Origin of the sequence: Mesorhizobium sp. B2-8-1, assembly GCF_006440955.1 — a bacterium.
GTDB lineage: Bacteria > Pseudomonadota > Alphaproteobacteria > Rhizobiales > Rhizobiaceae > Mesorhizobium.
This window is the reverse complement of sequence record NZ_VFTX01000002.1, coordinates 50,074-65,660: the sequence shown is the minus strand read 5'-3', so window position 1 is coordinate 65,660 and position 15,587 is coordinate 50,074. Positions and strand designations below refer to the sequence as shown.

Here is a 15,587-nt window from a genome sequence, read left to right as displayed (position 1 = left end):
AGCTGCGCCCAAGGCAAAACCTTTACCGCAATAAAGCACAGAGCGGCGACTGCCATTACGCCCAAACCACTCCAACGCAAAATCCGCGCCCTCCCGAAAAGCCCGTCTAATCTACCCCAAGGCTCAGTGCCTTCTTGCGATCGGCCTGAGCACGCTTGCGGTTGCCCTTGGCTTCCCACGCCCGGCTCCGCGCCTCGTAGGCGGTTGCGAAATCCGGCTTAAGCCTTATCGCCTGGCTGAAATCCGCGATGGCCCCTTCATAGTCCGCTCTGCTGGTTCGGAGCACGCCTCGACCGAAATAGCCAAAGGGGTTCTTGTGATCGAGGCTGATGGCCTTTTCGAAATCGTGCAGCGCGGCGACGTCCTCGTGCCCTCCCATCCATAGGAGGCCTCGATCGGCATAGACCCTTGCGTCCGCGGGGTTGAGATTGATGGCCTTTTCGAAGTCGGCAAACGCCCCGTCGTAGTTTTCCTGGAAACTGAGGTTCTGGCCGCGACTGTAGTAGGTCTCGGCTATATTCGGATTGATCGCGATCGCCTGCGTGTAGTCGGCAACAGCATGAGCATAATCGTTCTTGGCCTCCCAAGCCATGGCCCGGGCCAGATAGGCGTCATGAAATGCCGGGACCAGTGCGATCGCCTTGCCATACAGGGCTATGGCGCCGTCATAGTCATTTTTCTCATACAGCCTCCGACCCTTGGCGAAAAGCGCCTTGGCGGCCGAATCAGTATCGCTCGGTGCGGCCGAACCGGCGGCTGAACTGGCGGTGGCCGCCGCCGAGCTGACGGCGCCGAGCGTGGCGGCGGCCATATCGCCCTGTCCCTTCGCAGCCACAGCCGCCTTGCGGGCGACTGCGTAATCGCGATTGTCGGGATCGAGCTTGATCGCCTGGCCGAAGTCGGCGATTGCCTCGTCATAGTCCTTCCTGTCAGCACGCGCCATGCCGCGCCCGTAATGGCTGGCGTCGTCTTTCGGATCGATCTCGATGGCTACCGAATAGGCGGCAATCGCGCGCCCCGCGTCGCCCTTGGCGTGCCAGGCCATGCCCATGCAGAAGTAGGCGTCGCGCGCTTTTGGATCGAGTGTTGAAGCCCGGCTGCAATCGGCAAGAGCGCCTTCGGCATCGCCTGACGTGATCTTGGCGAGGCCCCGGCGAGAATGAGCCGCAGCAAAATTGGGGGCGAGCTGGATGACCGTGTCGTAATCGGCGATCGCTTGCTCGTAAACGCGTTTGGCGGCCTGGGCCTTGCCGCGGCCGTAATAGGCGAACCGGTTGTTCGGATCGAGCGCAATCGCTTTGTTGTAGGCGCCGATCGCCTGATCGTACTTGCCCATGTCCAGGAAGGCATCGCCGCCAAGGATCGCTTCGAGGGCGCGCGGATCGGTCGCCTCCAGAACCCTTGCGGCCAGCGTGTCTTGGGTAGCAGTGATATCCGGAACGACGGCTCGCTGCTTTTGCTGTTGGGTGTCCGGCAACGGTGCCGGCTTGCTTTGGTCGGCGGCGAGCTGAGCGCCGCAGCTTCCTGCCCGCGTCGGATCAAGCTCGATGGCGCGCAGGCAATCCGCCGCCGCTCCGGCGCTGTCTCCCTTGAGTGTCCTTGCGCGGCTGCGCCCGAGATAGGCGTCCGCATTGTCGGGATCGAGGCTGATCGCCTTGTCGAAATCGAGAAGCGCGCCTTCGAGGCCATATTTCGACAGCCGCATCCCCGCACGCTCGATCAAGGTCTTTGCGGCTGCGCGATTGCTGGTCGTATCCTTGGCGGCGGATAAGTCCTCGCCGGGCGCCTGTTCAGCATCGTCATCGGTGACAGTGGGATCGAACTCACTCTCGGCGGCGCGGGCGATACCGCGTTTGACATTGGCCAATATGTTGTTGGGATCGATACGGACCGCCTCGTCATACTCGGCCAGGGCCTGTTTCGGGTCGCCCATCCTGTCCCAGGCGATGCCCAGGCCCGCATGCGCCTTGCCATTCTGAGGGTCCGCCTCGATTGCCTGTTGGAAATCGATGATGGCCGCGTCGGTCTTGCCCTTGTGCAGGAAGGCGAGGCCACGGTTGCTGTAGGCATCGCTGGAGGACGGCTCCAGGCTGATGGCGATGTTGAAGTCCGCGATCGCACGGTCGTCGTCTCCATTGCTGAACCAGTCGGCGCCGCGGTTGAGATACGCGGAAGCGTCGTTCGGATCGAGCGCGATCGCCTCGCTGTAGTCGGCGATCGATCGGTCGTATTGCTTCTGGTCGCCGAGAGCGACGCCCCTTTGGAAATAGGCTGTGGCGCGGCTGCGCGCTGGCTCTGCGGCGTCCTCCGCAATCGCGGAGCAGGCAACAATGCGCTTGTCCGGCTCGATGTCCTCGCCGAAGCAGGTTGCATAATCCTTCTCGGCTGCGAGCGCAGGCGTGTTCCGGGCGAGAGCGGCGCCAAGCCCGGCTGAGGGCCACCGGTCGGGCGCAAGGCTTGTCAGCGCGATCGCGGCGGCGAGGAGCCCCGCATCCTTCCACCTCATCATATCGCTGGTCCCCCCAAAACTTTAATCCGCCTTGGCAGCTAGGGTTTTCATTGTTCCTTATTTGTTCCTGAAATGCAAGCATAAAGTGCAAACCCGCTCTCGCAACCTGACAATGCACGATCGAAGATAAGTCGACCTGATGTCGATCCGATCTGCGGGTTAACTGCCCGGCAATAGTTGCGTGCAAAGCTCACCCGAGGGGTCACCGGGTATTTGCCTTGCTCATGTCAAAAAGTGAAACGCTTTCACGTGCCGACGAGGACGGGTTTTTCTCCGCCGCGCGCAAGCACGAAATCATGGTCGATCTGCGCGAAGGCTTCTTTCGCGCCTGCGCGCTCGCTTGCGCCGGGTTGTTCGTCTACGGCGGCGTGTATCGGCTGGTGCAAGATCCGACTCGGCTCAATGTCGCGCTCGTGGCGATTTCCGAGATCCTCACCTTTACCTGGCTGCTCCTCTCGCGGCGACCGGTGGTGCGTGACTGGAACCCGCTTATCGTCATCGTCTCCGTGACTGCCAGTTTCGGCGCCGCCCTCATCAGTCTCGAACCGGGCGCGGCTATCATCCCGATCTATGTCGCCGCGCCTTTGCAACTGCTGGCGCTGTCTTTCGTCATCTGGGGCAAGATATCCCTGGGCCGTTCCTTCGCCATCCTGCCTGCCAATCGCGGTGTGATGACCGCTGGCGCCTATCGGCTGGTGCGGCACCCGATCTATGCCGGCTATCTTGCTGGTCACGTCCTGTTTCTGCTGTCGGCTTTTTCCTTCTACAATCTCGCCGTCTACGCCGTGGTCACCTTCCTTCAGCTGTATCGTATTCTGCGCGAAGAGGCATTGTTGGCCACCTTGCCGGAGTATCGCGAGTACATGAATCGCGTACCCTACAGGTTATTCTACGGGATCGCCTGACAATCCCTGGCCGCTGCCGGGCCTATGACCGCGATCGGTGAAGCTCTGCCTGCGGATCGCCCACCGCTGAGATGGCGGCGCCGGATGGACGCGCGGAACCAGCCGTGAAGCTTTGACCGCGCTCTCCCGGCTTCGGCCGATCGGAAAACCCGCAATTGCGGGACGACTGCGGCACGAATTGCGCCGTCAGCATCTCGACGTCATGCATTAGGTGGAACGCGAACGCGTTCAAAGCGTTGTCTGTGAGCAACATTCTCAACCCAGAACTGCCGAACCGGCGCGCAAGTGCCTGCGGGAGTGGAAGCCATGAGTCTTGGAACCATCCTTATCATCATCCTTATCCTCGCCCTGCTCGGCGGCTTCAGCGGCCTCGGCGGCGGTCCGTTCTACGGAACCGGTTATTATGGTGGCGGCGGGCTGGGGCTTGTGTTGCTGATCGTCATTATTCTGGTCGTGCTCGGACGCATCTAAAGCGCGTCGTGCACGTCGTTCTCACAAGGCGAGAGCCGCTTTTGGGCGACATGCATTGTTTGGGCGACATGCATTGGTCGCTGATCGCGATCCCGTGACCAATGTCGATGCCGGTGCGCACCGGATCGTGATGCGGGCAAACAGGCTTGTGATCGGGCCTCTGGCGAAACTCCCGTAAGGTGATTTCGGTCCACACCCCCCCGTGGAAAGCAAGAGGAGAGGTCCCACCCTTGTCCTCCTCCAAGGCCCGCCCCGGTTCCCGGAGCGGGCTTTCCTTCTTCTGCCGCTAGGGTCACCGGAGCAGGATCGCGACACGGTGCGACGCGTCCAGCACTGGGGAAATTCCTTCTTCGTTGCCGCCTGCGGCCGGCTGATCGTCGAAAGCAGTGCATCGGGGCACATGACCCGTCCCATTGACAAGCCCGCTATACGAGGAGATTAAACAAGGTTAGACAGGTTCACTATACAGGTACTTATATGAAGCGGAGCGCGATCAAACTGTCTCCCGGCACGGGCAAGCCCGAGCAGATCGCTACCGTTCTCGAACACGAGATCCGTTCCGGCGTGCTGGGTTTCGGCGACCGTCTGCAAAGCGAAAATGAACTCGTCCAACGCTTTTCCGTCAGCCGCAACACGGTGCGCAAGGGGCTGGAGGAACTGTCCAGCCGCGGGCTGATCACCACAAAGGTCGGCATCGGATCCTTCGTCACCTTTGACGGCAAGCCTGTCGATGATGCGATCGGCTGGTCGCGCGCGCTGGCCAATGCCGGCGCCAACGCCGATACCCGGACGCTGCGACTGGAGGTGATCGAGGACCCCGAGCTTGCCGTGCTGTTAGGCATCGAAAGCCCGCTCTTCATCGCCGTCGACCGGGTTCGCACCAATGCCAGCGACGGCCATGCCATCTCCATCGAACGCAGCCGCCTGCCGCTGTCGCCCGAGCTGGAGGACGTGCCGCTGCGCGGCCTGCGCGAAGGCTCGCTGCACCAGACGCTGCGCGAAGCGGGGCTTGTACCCGACCATGGCGAGGAGTGGGTCGACATCGAGATGTTGAACATCCATGACGCCGCTATCCTCGGCTGCGCGCAAGGCACACCCTTCCTGCGTGGCCGTCGCCTGACGCGCGCGGCCGATGAGCGGCCGGTCGAATATGTCACCAGCCTGCTCAATCCCGCCCATTTCGCGCTGCATATGAGGTTCTGAGCGATGCCGGAGAACGAGCTTGAGATGGACCGCGCCATGGGTGCGCTCGTCGGCGGGGCGCTGGGCGACGCGCTCGGCATGCCGACGCAGCTTCTGTCGCCTCAGCGTATCGCCGAACTCTACGGCCATGTCGAGGATTTCGTCTCGCCCTTTGCCGATCATCCGGTGTCGAAAGGGCTGCCGGCCGGGACTATCACCGACGATACCGAGCAGGCGCTGCTGCTCGGCCGCATCCTGGTTGCCTCAGGCGACCGCTTCGACCATGCGCGCTGGGTCAACGCGCTGCTCGACTGGGAGCGCGAGGTCAAGGCGCGCGGCAGCTACGACCTTTTGGGACCGTCGACCAAGCGCGCCATCGACGCCATCAACAAGGGCGTGCCAGCCGAGGAGGCTGGGCGCGGCGGCGACACCAATGGCGCGGCCATGCGCATCGCGCCGCTCGGCATCATGATGCAGCCGGAGCCGCTGGATGCGCTCGTCGACAAGGTGGCCGAAACCTGCCGGGCGACACACAACACCTCGATCGCCATTGCCTCCGCCGCGGCGGTCGCGGCCGCCGTCAGCCGCGGCATCGCCGGCGGCGACTGGCGCGCCGCGTCCGACAGCGCCGTCGCGGCGGCGAGGCGGGGGGCGACACACGGCCACTGGGTGACCGGCGGCGACATCGCCGCGCGCGTCGCCTGGGCGCAGGATCTGATCCGCGGCAAGGCGCCACGAGACGCGGTCCGGCTGATCACCGATCTGGTCGGCACCGGCGTTGCCAGCCAGGAGTCCGTTCCGGCCGCTTTTGCTGTGCTGGAGGTCGCCGGCGGCGATGCTTGGCAAGCGGCGGTCATCAGCGCCAATCTCGGCGGCGACACCGACACGATCGGCGCCATCGCCGCAGGCATGGCCGGCGCCTGCACCGGCCTTTCACGATTGCCGCAGGACCGCATCGCCCGCCTCAAAGGCTTTGACATGGCGGGCGTTCGTGCGCTCGCCGCCGATCTCGTCGCGGCGCGGACCTCGCACAGTCGCCTGGAGCAGGCCGGCCCCGGCAAGGACGCGGCGGCATGAGCGCGCGTCTCGTCCATATCGGCAGCGCGGTGGTCGACTATGTCTACCGTATCGATGCCTTGCCGGCGCCGGGCACGGAGAAGACGGCTTCGAGCTATGCGCAGGTCGCCGGTGGCGGTTTCAACATGATGGTCGCGGCAATCCGCACCGGGATGAAGGTGGTATTCGCAGGCCAACTCGGCAGCGGACCCAATGGCGACTTCCTGCGCGCCGCCTTCGCCGTCGAAGATATCAACATTCTGACGCAGCCTTCGCCTCTGATGGATAGCGGCAACTGCGTCGCCATGATCTCCAGCGATGCCGAACGCACCTTCGTGTCGTGGCCGGGGGCGGAGAGCGTGCTCAGCCTCGACATGATGGCTCCGGTGCTGGTCTCGACCGAGGATTGGGTGTTCACGTCAGGCTATACGCTGAGCTATCCCGGCAGCCGCGACGCGCTCACCGACTGGATCGAGACGCTGCCGGCGGACATTCCACTTGTCTTCGACCCGACGCCGGTCGTTTCGGACATTTCGCGCGCCACCCTGTCGCGGGTGCTCGCCCGCACGACCTGGCTGAGCTGCAATACGACGGAAGCCGCCGACATTGCCGGCCCGGGCGATGCCGACGCCCTTGCGGCGCGATTGCTTGCCGATCATTGTCCCAAGGCCGACGGCGTCGTCATCCGCTGCGGCGCCAGGGGCTGCCATATCCGACTGGCGGACGGTTCCGCCGGGACCATTCCCGGTTTCAAGGTGGCGGCGGTCGATACCAACGGCGCCGGCGACACTCATATTGGCGCCTTCGTAAGTGCGCTCGCGCGCGGCATGCTGCCTTTCGAGGCGGCGCGCTACGCCAATGCGGCGGCGGCCATTTCGGTCACTCGCCATGGCGGTTCATCCGCGCCCACAGACGCGGAGATCCGGACTTTCCTGAGCCATGCCGACGGTGGCTCGACCGGCGCGCGAGGCCAGAACCGGAAGGCCCATCAGACAGCCTGATTAAGCCCGGGAAGCGGGCAAACAAAAGAGAGGAACGAACATGCGCATGCCTGACTTTACTGCCCTGCTGACGGCGACGGCCGTCTTCACCTCCGCACTTACTTTTGCCGCCAAGGCCGATGAAGTGCACGTGCTCAACTGGAAGGGCTACGGCGCCGACGAGCCATGGGCGATCGCCGCCTTCGAGAAGGCGACCGGCCATAAGGTGGTCAACGACTTCTTCAATTCCGAACAGGAAATGCTGACCAAGATCCGCACCAATCCCGGCCTCTATGACGTCGTCATGATCAACGCCGCCTTCAACGACCAGGCGATGGCTGAAAAGCTGATCCAGCCGATCGACACCTCCAAGCTGCCCAACTATGCCGATATCAGCAAGGACAAGGCGAACTCGCCGATGCTCGACCATGACGGCAAGGTCTATGGCGTGCCGTGGGTGTGGGGCCTGACCGCCCTTGCCATCAACGAAAAGTCCTTCGACAAGCCGCCGACGTCGATCGCCGAAATGTGGAATCCCGCCCACAAGGGCCGCGTCGTCATCCGCGACGACGCCGTCGAGGCGGTGCAGTTCGGCGCCATCGCGACGGGCCAGAACATCAACGACATCAAGGATATGGACGCGGTCAAGACGAAGCTCACCTCGCTGATGCCGCAGATCAAGACCTTCTGGAGCTCGGAGAACGACTGGAACCAGATGGTGGCTTCCAACCAGATCGACATCGGCACCTATTGGAGCGGTTCGGCCGACCGCGCCAAGACGCATTTCAAGCTGCCGGTCTCGCTCGTGATCCCGCAGGAAGGCGCCGTCGCCTGGCTGGACGCCTTCTCCATCCCGGTCGGCTCCAAGAATGTCGCGGGCGCCGAAGCCTTCATCAATTACATGATCGATCCGAAATTCTATGTCGAATGGGTCACCAAGGTCGGTGCACCGGTGTCGGCCAACACCAAGGCGGTGGAAGCGTTGCCCGAGGATTCGTTCAACCGCAAGGTGATGGGTGATCCCACAGTCGCCAAGCGCATCCAGTTCCAGGCTCCGATCACCGATGCGCAGCGCGAAGCTTATCTTACGCTCTGGCAGCAGCTCAAGGTCGACGTGAAGTAAAACCCGCGCCAGGGCCAGCCGGCGTTCGCGCCGGTTGGTCCTTCCAATCCGGGGAGGAGGATAGCATGGCAGCAGAGGGTGCGGTCGCAGTGCGCGGCGGGCTGAGGTCGGCACTGCCGCTGCTGGCGCCCGCCTATCTCTGGCTGACGGTGGCGATCTTCCTGCCGTTGTCGGCCATGGTGTTCTTCTCGTTCATGACCGACCTGCCGCTGACGGGAAAGCCGTGGGCGTTCACGCTTGGCAACTACGCCGCCTTCTTCTCGCAGAACCTTTACCTGACGCTGCTGCTCGCCTCGCTGCGCCTCGGCCTCGAGGTGACCTTGTGGTGCATCGTCATCGGCTATCCCGCGGCTTATGTACTGGCCAAGGTGCTGAAGGGGCGCAGCCGCGAGGCGATCTTCCTGCTCGTCATCCTGCCGTTCTGGTCGAACGGGCTGGTGCGCATCTTCTCCTGGGCGATGGTTTTGCGCGAAGGCGGCATTCTCGACACCGCGCTCAACGCTGTGCTGCCGTTCAAGATCAACATCGACCTCATGTATTCCTATCCGGCGATCATCATCGGACTGGTGCACTCCTATGTGCCCTACATGGTGCTGACCTGCTATCTCACTTTGCAGGCGATCGACGATTCATTGCTCGAGGCCGGACGCTCGCTCGGCGCCTCGCGGCTGCAGGTGCTGAAGCGGGTCATTGTCCCGCTATCGATGCCGGGCCTGGTGGCGGGCGCGGCCCTCATATTCGTGCCCGTCGTCGGCTCCTTCATGGAGCCGCGGATCCTCGGCGGCCGCAGCGGCACCTTTTACGGCACGGTGATCGAGGACCAGTTCGTCGCCGTGTTCAACTGGCCGCTGGGGGCCGCACTCTCCTTCATTCTGCTGGCCGTCGTGCTGATCATTCTGGCGCTGGCCGCACCGGTGCTGCGGAGGGTGGCGTGATGGCGACGACGCGTATCCTGGAGTGGCTCGGCCGCCTCTATATCGCGGTGCTGCTCGCCTTCCTGTATTTGCCCATCATTATCATGGCGCTGATGTCGTTCAACGTCTCGCCATTCTACCAGCTGCCATTCGAGTGGACGACGGAATGGTACGCCTCGCTGTGGCAGAACGACCAGCTCATCGCCGCCACCTGGAACAGCATCGAGATCGCCGTCATCACCACGGTCATCTCGACCGTGCTCGGCTCGGCGGCGTCCCTGGCGCTCTACCGCAATGAATTCCGCTGCAAGAAATTCCTGCAGGCGCTGTTGTTCCCACCGATCGCCATTCCCTGGCTGATCACCGGCACGGCGATGCTGATCTTCTTCTTCGGCATCGGCATTGGACGCGGCCTGTTCGCCATCCTGCTCGGCCATGTCGCGCTGGCGCTGCCCTATGTCATCGTCGTCGTCTCGGCCCGGCTGCAAACCTTCGCGCCGGAGCTGGAAGAGGCGGCACGCTCGCTCGGGGCCAATCAGTGGCAGGTGACGAACCGGGTTACGCTGCCGTGGATCATGCCGGGTGTGATCGCGGGCGGCTTGTTTGCGTTCGCCGTGTCGTTCGACCAGTTCGTGGTGTCCTACTTCCTGGCGACGCCGGGGCAGACGACGCTGCCGGTCGAGATCTACGCCGCGATCCGCAAGGGTTTCACGCCCGAGATCAACGCGGTCTCCACCATCATCATCGTGGTGTCGATGGCGCTGATGCTGCTCACAGCGCGCTTCTTCAAATTCGGCGGAGAGAAATAATGGCGGGCGTCCAGGTATCAAACGTCTCGCGCAGCTTCGGCGCGCACAAGGCGTTGGACGACGTCTCGATCGATTTCGTCGATGGCGGCTTCTACGCGCTGCTTGGGCCATCAGGCAGCGGCAAGACCACGCTGCTCAGGCAAATCGCCGGCTTCGATTTTCCCGACAGCGGCCGCATCGCCATCGGCGGCGAGAGCGTCGAGCGGGTACCGGTCGAGAAGCGGCGCATCGGCATGGTGTTCCAGAACTACGCGCTGTTCCCCAATATGAGCGTCGCCGACAATGTCGCCTTCGGCCTGTCGGTGCGCGGCGAGGCCAAGGCGGTGATTGCCACCGAGGTGCAACGCGCGCTCGACCTCGTTCAGCTCGGCTCGCTCGGCGGTCGCAAGCCGCATCAGCTCTCCGGCGGCCAGCGCCAGCGGGTCGCGCTGGCGCGCGCCATCGTCACCAAGCCACGCGTGCTTTTGCTCGACGAGCCGCTCGGCGCGCTCGACAAGGCGCTGCGCGTCGACATGCAAATCGAGCTCAAGCGCATCCAGCGCGAGATCGGCATCACAACCATTTTCGTCACCCACGACCAGGAAGAGGCGCTGACGATGAGCGACCGCATCGGTATCTTGCGCTATGGCCGGCTGGTGCAGGAAGGGCCGCCGGAGGAGATCTACGACAGGCCGAAAAGCGAATTCGCCGCCATCTTCCTCGGGGATGCCAACATCTTTCGCGGCGATACCACCGGCAACGGCATCCGCTTGGCGGACGGCACGACGATCGCCGCCGGGGCCGGCGCCAGGCTTGCCGCCGGCGCAAAGGCAAGCTGCGCCGTGCGTCCGGAGCGTATTCGGATTGCCTTGGATGCCGGAACTTCGGACGGCGATGCCAACATACTGAAGGGCCAGGTTTGCAAACGCATCTTCGCCGGCAACAACAGCACCTACTTTGTCGAGCGTGCCGGCCAGACGCTGAAGGTCATCGTCCAGAACACCGGCGCTGACAGGCTGGCGGAAGGTCAGCATGTCGTACTACGCTGGTCCCCGCAGAGCACGGTGTTGATCCCTGCGGGGTAGTTCACTGAACTGCTGGCGTTCCTTCGCGCCATAAGATCGAGTAGGGGCCAGAGCGGCAATGACGTTGGAATTGACTGCCGAGGACCAATCCATGCTCGACGGCGAGCAAGGGCCGTCGGCGGCCGCGGCCATGAAGATCCTCGTCGCCTTTTCCAAAGCCGTCGGAGCGGACAGCCTCCTCGACATTGCCGGCGCCCATATCGATGGCTGCCTCTACCATGGCACGGCAGGGCTCGATTTCGTCGAACGGCTGGTCGAGGGCGGCGGCCGCGTGCAGGTGCCGACGACGCTCAATGTCGGCTCATTCGATCTCATCCATCCCGGCATGGTGAAGATGCCGGCGGCGGAGGAAGCGCCGGCGCGGCGGCTGATGAAGGCGCATATCGAGCTCGGCTGCCAGGCGACCTTCACCTGTGCGCCCTACCAGACGCGGTTCCGGCCAGGTTTCGGGCAGCAGATCGCCTGGGGCGAATCCAACGCCATCGTGTTTGCAAATTCGGTGATCGGCGCGCGCACCAACCGCTATGGCGATTTCATCGACCTGTGCTGCGCCATGACGGGCCGCGCGCCGGCCTGGGGCCTGCATCTGAGCGAGAACCGGCGCGGCCGCATCCTGTTCGAGCTGGACTTTGCTGAGCCAGAGCCGAGCGACGCCCTGTTCGTCGGCGTCGGACTGATCATCGGGCAACCCAGCGGCGATCGCGTTCCGGTTGTCACAGGTCTGCCACGGCCGCGCGACGAGGACCAGCTGAAGGCGCTGGGCGCGGCAGCAGCGACTACCGGCGCCGTGGCGCTGTTCCATGCGGTCGGCATCACGCCCGAAGCGGGAACGCTCGACGAGGCGTTCCATGGTCAAGCGCCGGAAGAGACGATCCGCATCACGCGCGCCGATATCGATCATGCACTGGCCAAGCTGTCGCGCGTACCCGACGGGGCGCCGCTGGCGGCCGTGTCGCTGGGCACTCCGCATTTCTCGCATGCGGAATGGATGCGCCTGCTACCTTTGCTGCGTGCCATCGCGCCGGGCAGGGGCATCCCGATCTATGTCAACACCGGTCGCGCGACGCTGACGCGATTGCAGGAGGAGGGCGCGCTTGATGGCACACAGGCGTTCGGCCTGATCCCTGTCGCCGACACCTGCACCTATGTCACTGCGATTCTGGAACGGCTCGACGGCGTGGTGATGACCAATTCCGGCAAATGGGCGCATTACGCTCCGGGCAATATCGGCGTGACGGTTGCGTTCGCGGATATGGCGGATTGCATCCGCTCCGCCGCGGTGGGGCATGTCGTGCGGGGCGCGTCATGACCGCGCCGGTGGAACCGGGCGTCGTCCAGCGATCCGGCACCTTCCAACTGGCCGGGAGTGCCGAGGGTCGGGCGTTGGTATTCTCGCAACCGCTAAGCTTCTGGGGCGGCGTTGATGCCACGACAGGCGACATAACGGATCACTCGCATCCTGGCCTCGGCCAGAACGTCGCCGGGAAAATCCTGATCATGCCGAGCGGGCGCGGCTCCTCGTCCTCATCCTCGGTGCTGGCCGAGGCAATCCGCAGGGGCACGGCGCCGGCCGGCATCCTCCTGGAACGGCCTGACCCGATCCTGGCAGTGGGCGCCATCGTCGCGGAATTTCTCTACGGGATCAGCATGCCGCTGGTGGTCTGCGAGATTGACGGCATTGTTTCCGGCGAGCGGATCGCGATCGATGTCGGCGGGGACAGGGCAATTGTCCGCAAGGAAACCGTTTCCTGACCAAGCTCGACGCGGACGACGAAGGCAGTTGGCGCTTCGCTCCCCGCCAAATCTCATTTCTTTCAAAACGGCCTTCCGTTCGAACAAACTTTTCGCCCGGCCCGAAACATTGGCAGGATATTCCAAGCGGCGCGGTTGACCGGAGGCGGGTTGTCTAGCCTATAATTCTACTAAATTCATAGACTAACTTCGTCCGGCGCTGCACGGCATGGTCCGTCTGAGCGGCAGCAAGAAGGGAGCGCATCAATGCCGAAGACAGAATCCAACTCGATCGAGCTTGGCACCAAAGCGGCCGATTTCCTGCTGCCCGACGCCCAAGGCGTGCCGCACCGGCTCGGCGATTTCGATGCAAAGCCCGCCTTGCTCGTCGCCTTCATCTCCAACCGCTGCCCTTTCGTCGTGCTGATCCGCGAGCAGCTTGCCGCTTTCGCCAGGGAATATGCGGGCAAGGGGCTGCAAGTGGTGGCCATCAATGCCAACGACCATGAGGCGCATCCCGAAGAGACGCTGGCCCGCATCGGCGAGGAAGTGGAGAAATTCGGCTATTCCTTCCCCTATCTCAAGGATGCCTCGCAGCAGACGGCGAAAGCCTATGGCGCGGCCTGTACACCCGACTTCTTCCTGTTCGGCGCCGACCGGCGGCTTGCCTATCATGGCCAGTTCGACGATGCGCGGCCGGGCAATGGCAAGGCGGTGACGGGTAACGACCTGCGCGCGGCGGTCGACGCGGTGCTGGAGGGCGGCAGGCCCGCCGCCGGCCAGGTGCCGTCGATCGGCTGCAACATCAAATGGAGCGCCGGCAATGAGCCGGCGTGGTTCTCGGGCGCTGCGCGCGCTGCTTAGCGCCTCGCACTCCTTCGCAGAGCATCCATGTCCATGCCTCAAAAATCCGCGTCCGACAGGCTGCAACTCCAGACCGACGTGCTCGTGCTGGGCGGAGGCCCGTCCGCAGCCTGGGCGGCGGTCGCCGCTGCCGAAAGCGGCGCGCAGGTGGTGCTGGCCGACAAGGGCTATCTCGGCACCAGCGGCGCCACCGCGCCGTCCAATACGGGTACCTGGTGCGTACCGCCGGGCGACAACAGGCATGCGGTGGTCGAGCGACGCTGGCAGCGCACCGGCGAGCTTGCGGACCAGCGCTGGATGCTGCGCTGCGTAGACACGGCCTATCGCAACCTGCTCAGGCTTTCCGAGTGGGGCTATCCGTTCCCGAGCGAGGATGACGGCCGGCTCTACATCGCCAATCTGCGCGGGCCCGACTACATGCGCTTCATGCGCCGCCGTGTGCTTCTGGCTGGCGTTACCGTGCTCGACCATCATCCGGCGCTGGAACTCCTGTCGGATGGCGATGCCGTCGTAGGCGCGGCCGGTATCGGCCGGCAGGCCGGCCAGGACTGGCGCGTCGACGCCAACGCAGTGGTGCTGGCGACCGGCGGCTGCGCTTTCCGTGAGCGCATCCTCGGCGGGACTGGACTGACCGGCGACGGCTATCTGATGGCGGCGGAGGCCGGCGCCAGCCTGTCGGGCATGGAGTTTACCGGCAAATACACGTTGGCGCCCTTCGGATCTTCGCTGAACAAGGGGCTGCCGTTCCGCTGGGCCTCGTTCCATCGCGAGGATGGATCGCCGATCCTGGGCCCTGCCGGTGAGCCGCTGCGCAACGGCATCGGCGACCGCGAGGACGAGGTGGCGCGCGCATTGATCGGGGGACCGGTCTATGCGCGCCTCGATCAAGCGGAACCAGCGCTGCAAGGCTGGTTGCGCCAAGGGCAGCCGAACTGCTTCGTGCCTTATGACCGCGCCGGTGTCGATCCATTCACCGAGCTGTTCCGCATCACCCTGCGCGCCGAAGGCACGGTACGCGGTACCGGCGGCATCGACATCGTCTCCGACGACTGCGCCACCGGCGTGCCCGGCCTCTATGTCGCAGGCGACGCCGCCAGCCGCGAGATCATGACCGGAGCGGTATCGGGCGGCGGCGCCGTCAATTCCTCCTGGGCGCTGGCCAGCGGCTGGTGGGCGGGCAAGGGCGCCTCGACCCATTCGAAGCGTCGCGGCGGCAGGGCGTTCCGCGACACCGTCGAACCACTCGGCCAGGCCGGCCTGCGCCCGGCGGCCTCGCCGCGTGCCGACATCGCTGCAGGCGAGGTCATCGAGGCGGTGCGCAACGAGGTGACGCCGCTCGACAAAAATTTCTTCCGCAACGGCGAGAGCTTGGAGAAAAGCCGGGGGCGGCTGGAGAGTGTCTGGCGCGACGTGCGCGACCATCTGCGGGGCGAAGGGGTGGACCGGGTCCGCGCGCGCGAGGCGGCGTCGATCGCCGCCGCGGGGCGCTGGTCGGTGGCGGCCGCGCTGCATCGGACAGAAAGCCGCGGCATGCATCGGCGCACCGATCTGCAGGGCAAGAACCCGGCCCTCGCGCATCGGCTGGTCATCACCGGCGTCGACGACTTCCGCATTGCCGGGGCGCCGGAGCGCCTGGCGGAGCTGGCGTCATGATCGAGATCGTCTCGGCCGCGCGCTGCGTCGAATGCGACATCTGCGTCAAGGTGTGCCCGACCAATGTGTTCGACGCTACCAAGGACGGCGCGCCTGTGATCGCCCGTCAGGACGACTGCCAGACCTGCTTTCTCTGTGAAATCTACTGCCCGACCGACGCGCTTTACGTGGCCGAGTTCGCCGAGGGGCCGACCGGCATCACGGAAGCGCAGGTCGAGGCACGTCAACTGTTCGGCGGCTACGCCCGCGCGCTCGGCTGGAAGCGCGGCAAGGCCGGCGGCTCTGAATTCGACCCGACGCACCGCATCCGCGTGGCGCAATAGGAA

The 15,587-nt window shown here is 64.5% G+C and carries 15 protein-coding genes; 14 read left to right on the top strand and 1 reads right to left on the bottom strand.

The window, feature by feature from the left end; all coding sequences use genetic code 11:
• Window positions 1–106 precede the first annotated feature (106 nt).
• Window positions 107–2,509: a tetratricopeptide repeat protein gene (locus FJ428_RS04480; RefSeq protein ID WP_140878994.1), complete on the bottom strand. Its 2,403-nt coding sequence runs from the start codon at window positions 2,507–2,509 to the stop codon at window positions 107–109.
• Between the two features lie 296 nt (window positions 2,510–2,805).
• Here FJ428_RS04480 and FJ428_RS04475 point away from each other — a divergent pair, with 296 nt between their 5' ends.
• The 14 genes from FJ428_RS04475 (at window position 2,806) to FJ428_RS04410 (ending at window position 15,584) form a co-directional block, all read left to right on the top strand.
• A complete protein-coding gene (locus FJ428_RS04475; protein ID WP_246675767.1) occupies window positions 2,806–3,414 on the top strand; it encodes an isoprenylcysteine carboxylmethyltransferase family protein in 609 nt (202 codons plus the stop codon).
• A gap of 306 nt (window positions 3,415–3,720) precedes the next feature.
• Window positions 3,721–3,885: a DUF3309 family protein gene (locus tag FJ428_RS04470; protein ID WP_023757858.1), complete on the top strand. Its 165-nt coding sequence runs from the start codon at window positions 3,721–3,723 to the stop codon at window positions 3,883–3,885.
• 477 nt (window positions 3,886–4,362) lie between these two features.
• Complete coding sequence (locus tag FJ428_RS04465; RefSeq protein WP_140878992.1) at window positions 4,363–5,088, top strand: GntR family transcriptional regulator; 726 nt, start codon at window positions 4,363–4,365, stop codon at window positions 5,086–5,088.
• Window positions 5,089–5,091: 3 nt separating this feature from the next.
• Complete coding sequence (locus FJ428_RS04460) at window positions 5,092–6,144, top strand: ADP-ribosylglycohydrolase family protein (RefSeq protein ID WP_140499917.1); 1,053 nt, start codon at window positions 5,092–5,094, stop codon at window positions 6,142–6,144.
• Window positions 6,141–7,124: a PfkB family carbohydrate kinase gene (locus FJ428_RS04455; RefSeq protein WP_140521544.1), complete on the top strand. Its 984-nt coding sequence runs from the start codon at window positions 6,141–6,143 to the stop codon at window positions 7,122–7,124. Before FJ428_RS04460 ends, FJ428_RS04455 begins: the two co-directional genes overlap by 4 nt.
• A gap of 40 nt (window positions 7,125–7,164) precedes the next feature.
• On the top strand, window positions 7,165–8,226 hold the full coding sequence (locus FJ428_RS04450; protein WP_140499914.1) for an ABC transporter substrate-binding protein: 1,062 nt from the start codon (window positions 7,165–7,167) through the stop codon (window positions 8,224–8,226).
• 65 nt (window positions 8,227–8,291) lie between these two features.
• Window positions 8,292–9,161, top strand: a complete 870-nt coding sequence (locus FJ428_RS04445; RefSeq protein WP_140499913.1) for an ABC transporter permease — start codon at window positions 8,292–8,294, stop codon at window positions 9,159–9,161.
• On the top strand, window positions 9,161–9,949 hold the full coding sequence (locus FJ428_RS04440) for an ABC transporter permease (RefSeq protein WP_140878991.1): 789 nt from the start codon (window positions 9,161–9,163) through the stop codon (window positions 9,947–9,949). Before FJ428_RS04445 ends, FJ428_RS04440 begins: the two co-directional genes overlap by 1 nt.
• Complete coding sequence (locus FJ428_RS04435; protein WP_140582303.1) at window positions 9,949–11,013, top strand: ABC transporter ATP-binding protein; 1,065 nt, start codon at window positions 9,949–9,951, stop codon at window positions 11,011–11,013. The genes FJ428_RS04440 and FJ428_RS04435 overlap by 1 nt, the downstream gene beginning before the upstream one ends.
• Window positions 11,014–11,071: 58 nt before the next feature.
• Entirely contained in the window at window positions 11,072–12,322 is a 1,251-nt protein-coding gene (locus FJ428_RS04430) for an aconitase X (RefSeq protein ID WP_140582300.1), read from the top strand.
• Window positions 12,319–12,765, top strand: a complete 447-nt coding sequence (locus FJ428_RS04425) for a DUF126 domain-containing protein (RefSeq protein WP_140521548.1) — start codon at window positions 12,319–12,321, stop codon at window positions 12,763–12,765. Before FJ428_RS04430 ends, FJ428_RS04425 begins: the two co-directional genes overlap by 4 nt.
• 246 nt (window positions 12,766–13,011) lie before the next feature.
• Window positions 13,012–13,608 (top strand): thioredoxin family protein, encoded by a 597-nt coding sequence (locus FJ428_RS04420; protein WP_140878990.1) that lies wholly within the window; start codon window positions 13,012–13,014, stop codon window positions 13,606–13,608.
• A gap of 27 nt (window positions 13,609–13,635) precedes the next feature.
• Window positions 13,636–15,261: an FAD-binding protein gene (locus FJ428_RS04415; RefSeq protein WP_140515883.1), complete on the top strand. Its 1,626-nt coding sequence runs from the start codon at window positions 13,636–13,638 to the stop codon at window positions 15,259–15,261.
• The gene (locus FJ428_RS04410; protein WP_140499901.1) at window positions 15,258–15,584 is read left to right on the top strand and encodes a ferredoxin family protein; all 327 of its coding nucleotides are present in this window, start codon (window positions 15,258–15,260) and stop codon (window positions 15,582–15,584) included. Before FJ428_RS04415 ends, FJ428_RS04410 begins: the two co-directional genes overlap by 4 nt.
• Window positions 15,585–15,587 lie beyond the last annotated feature (3 nt).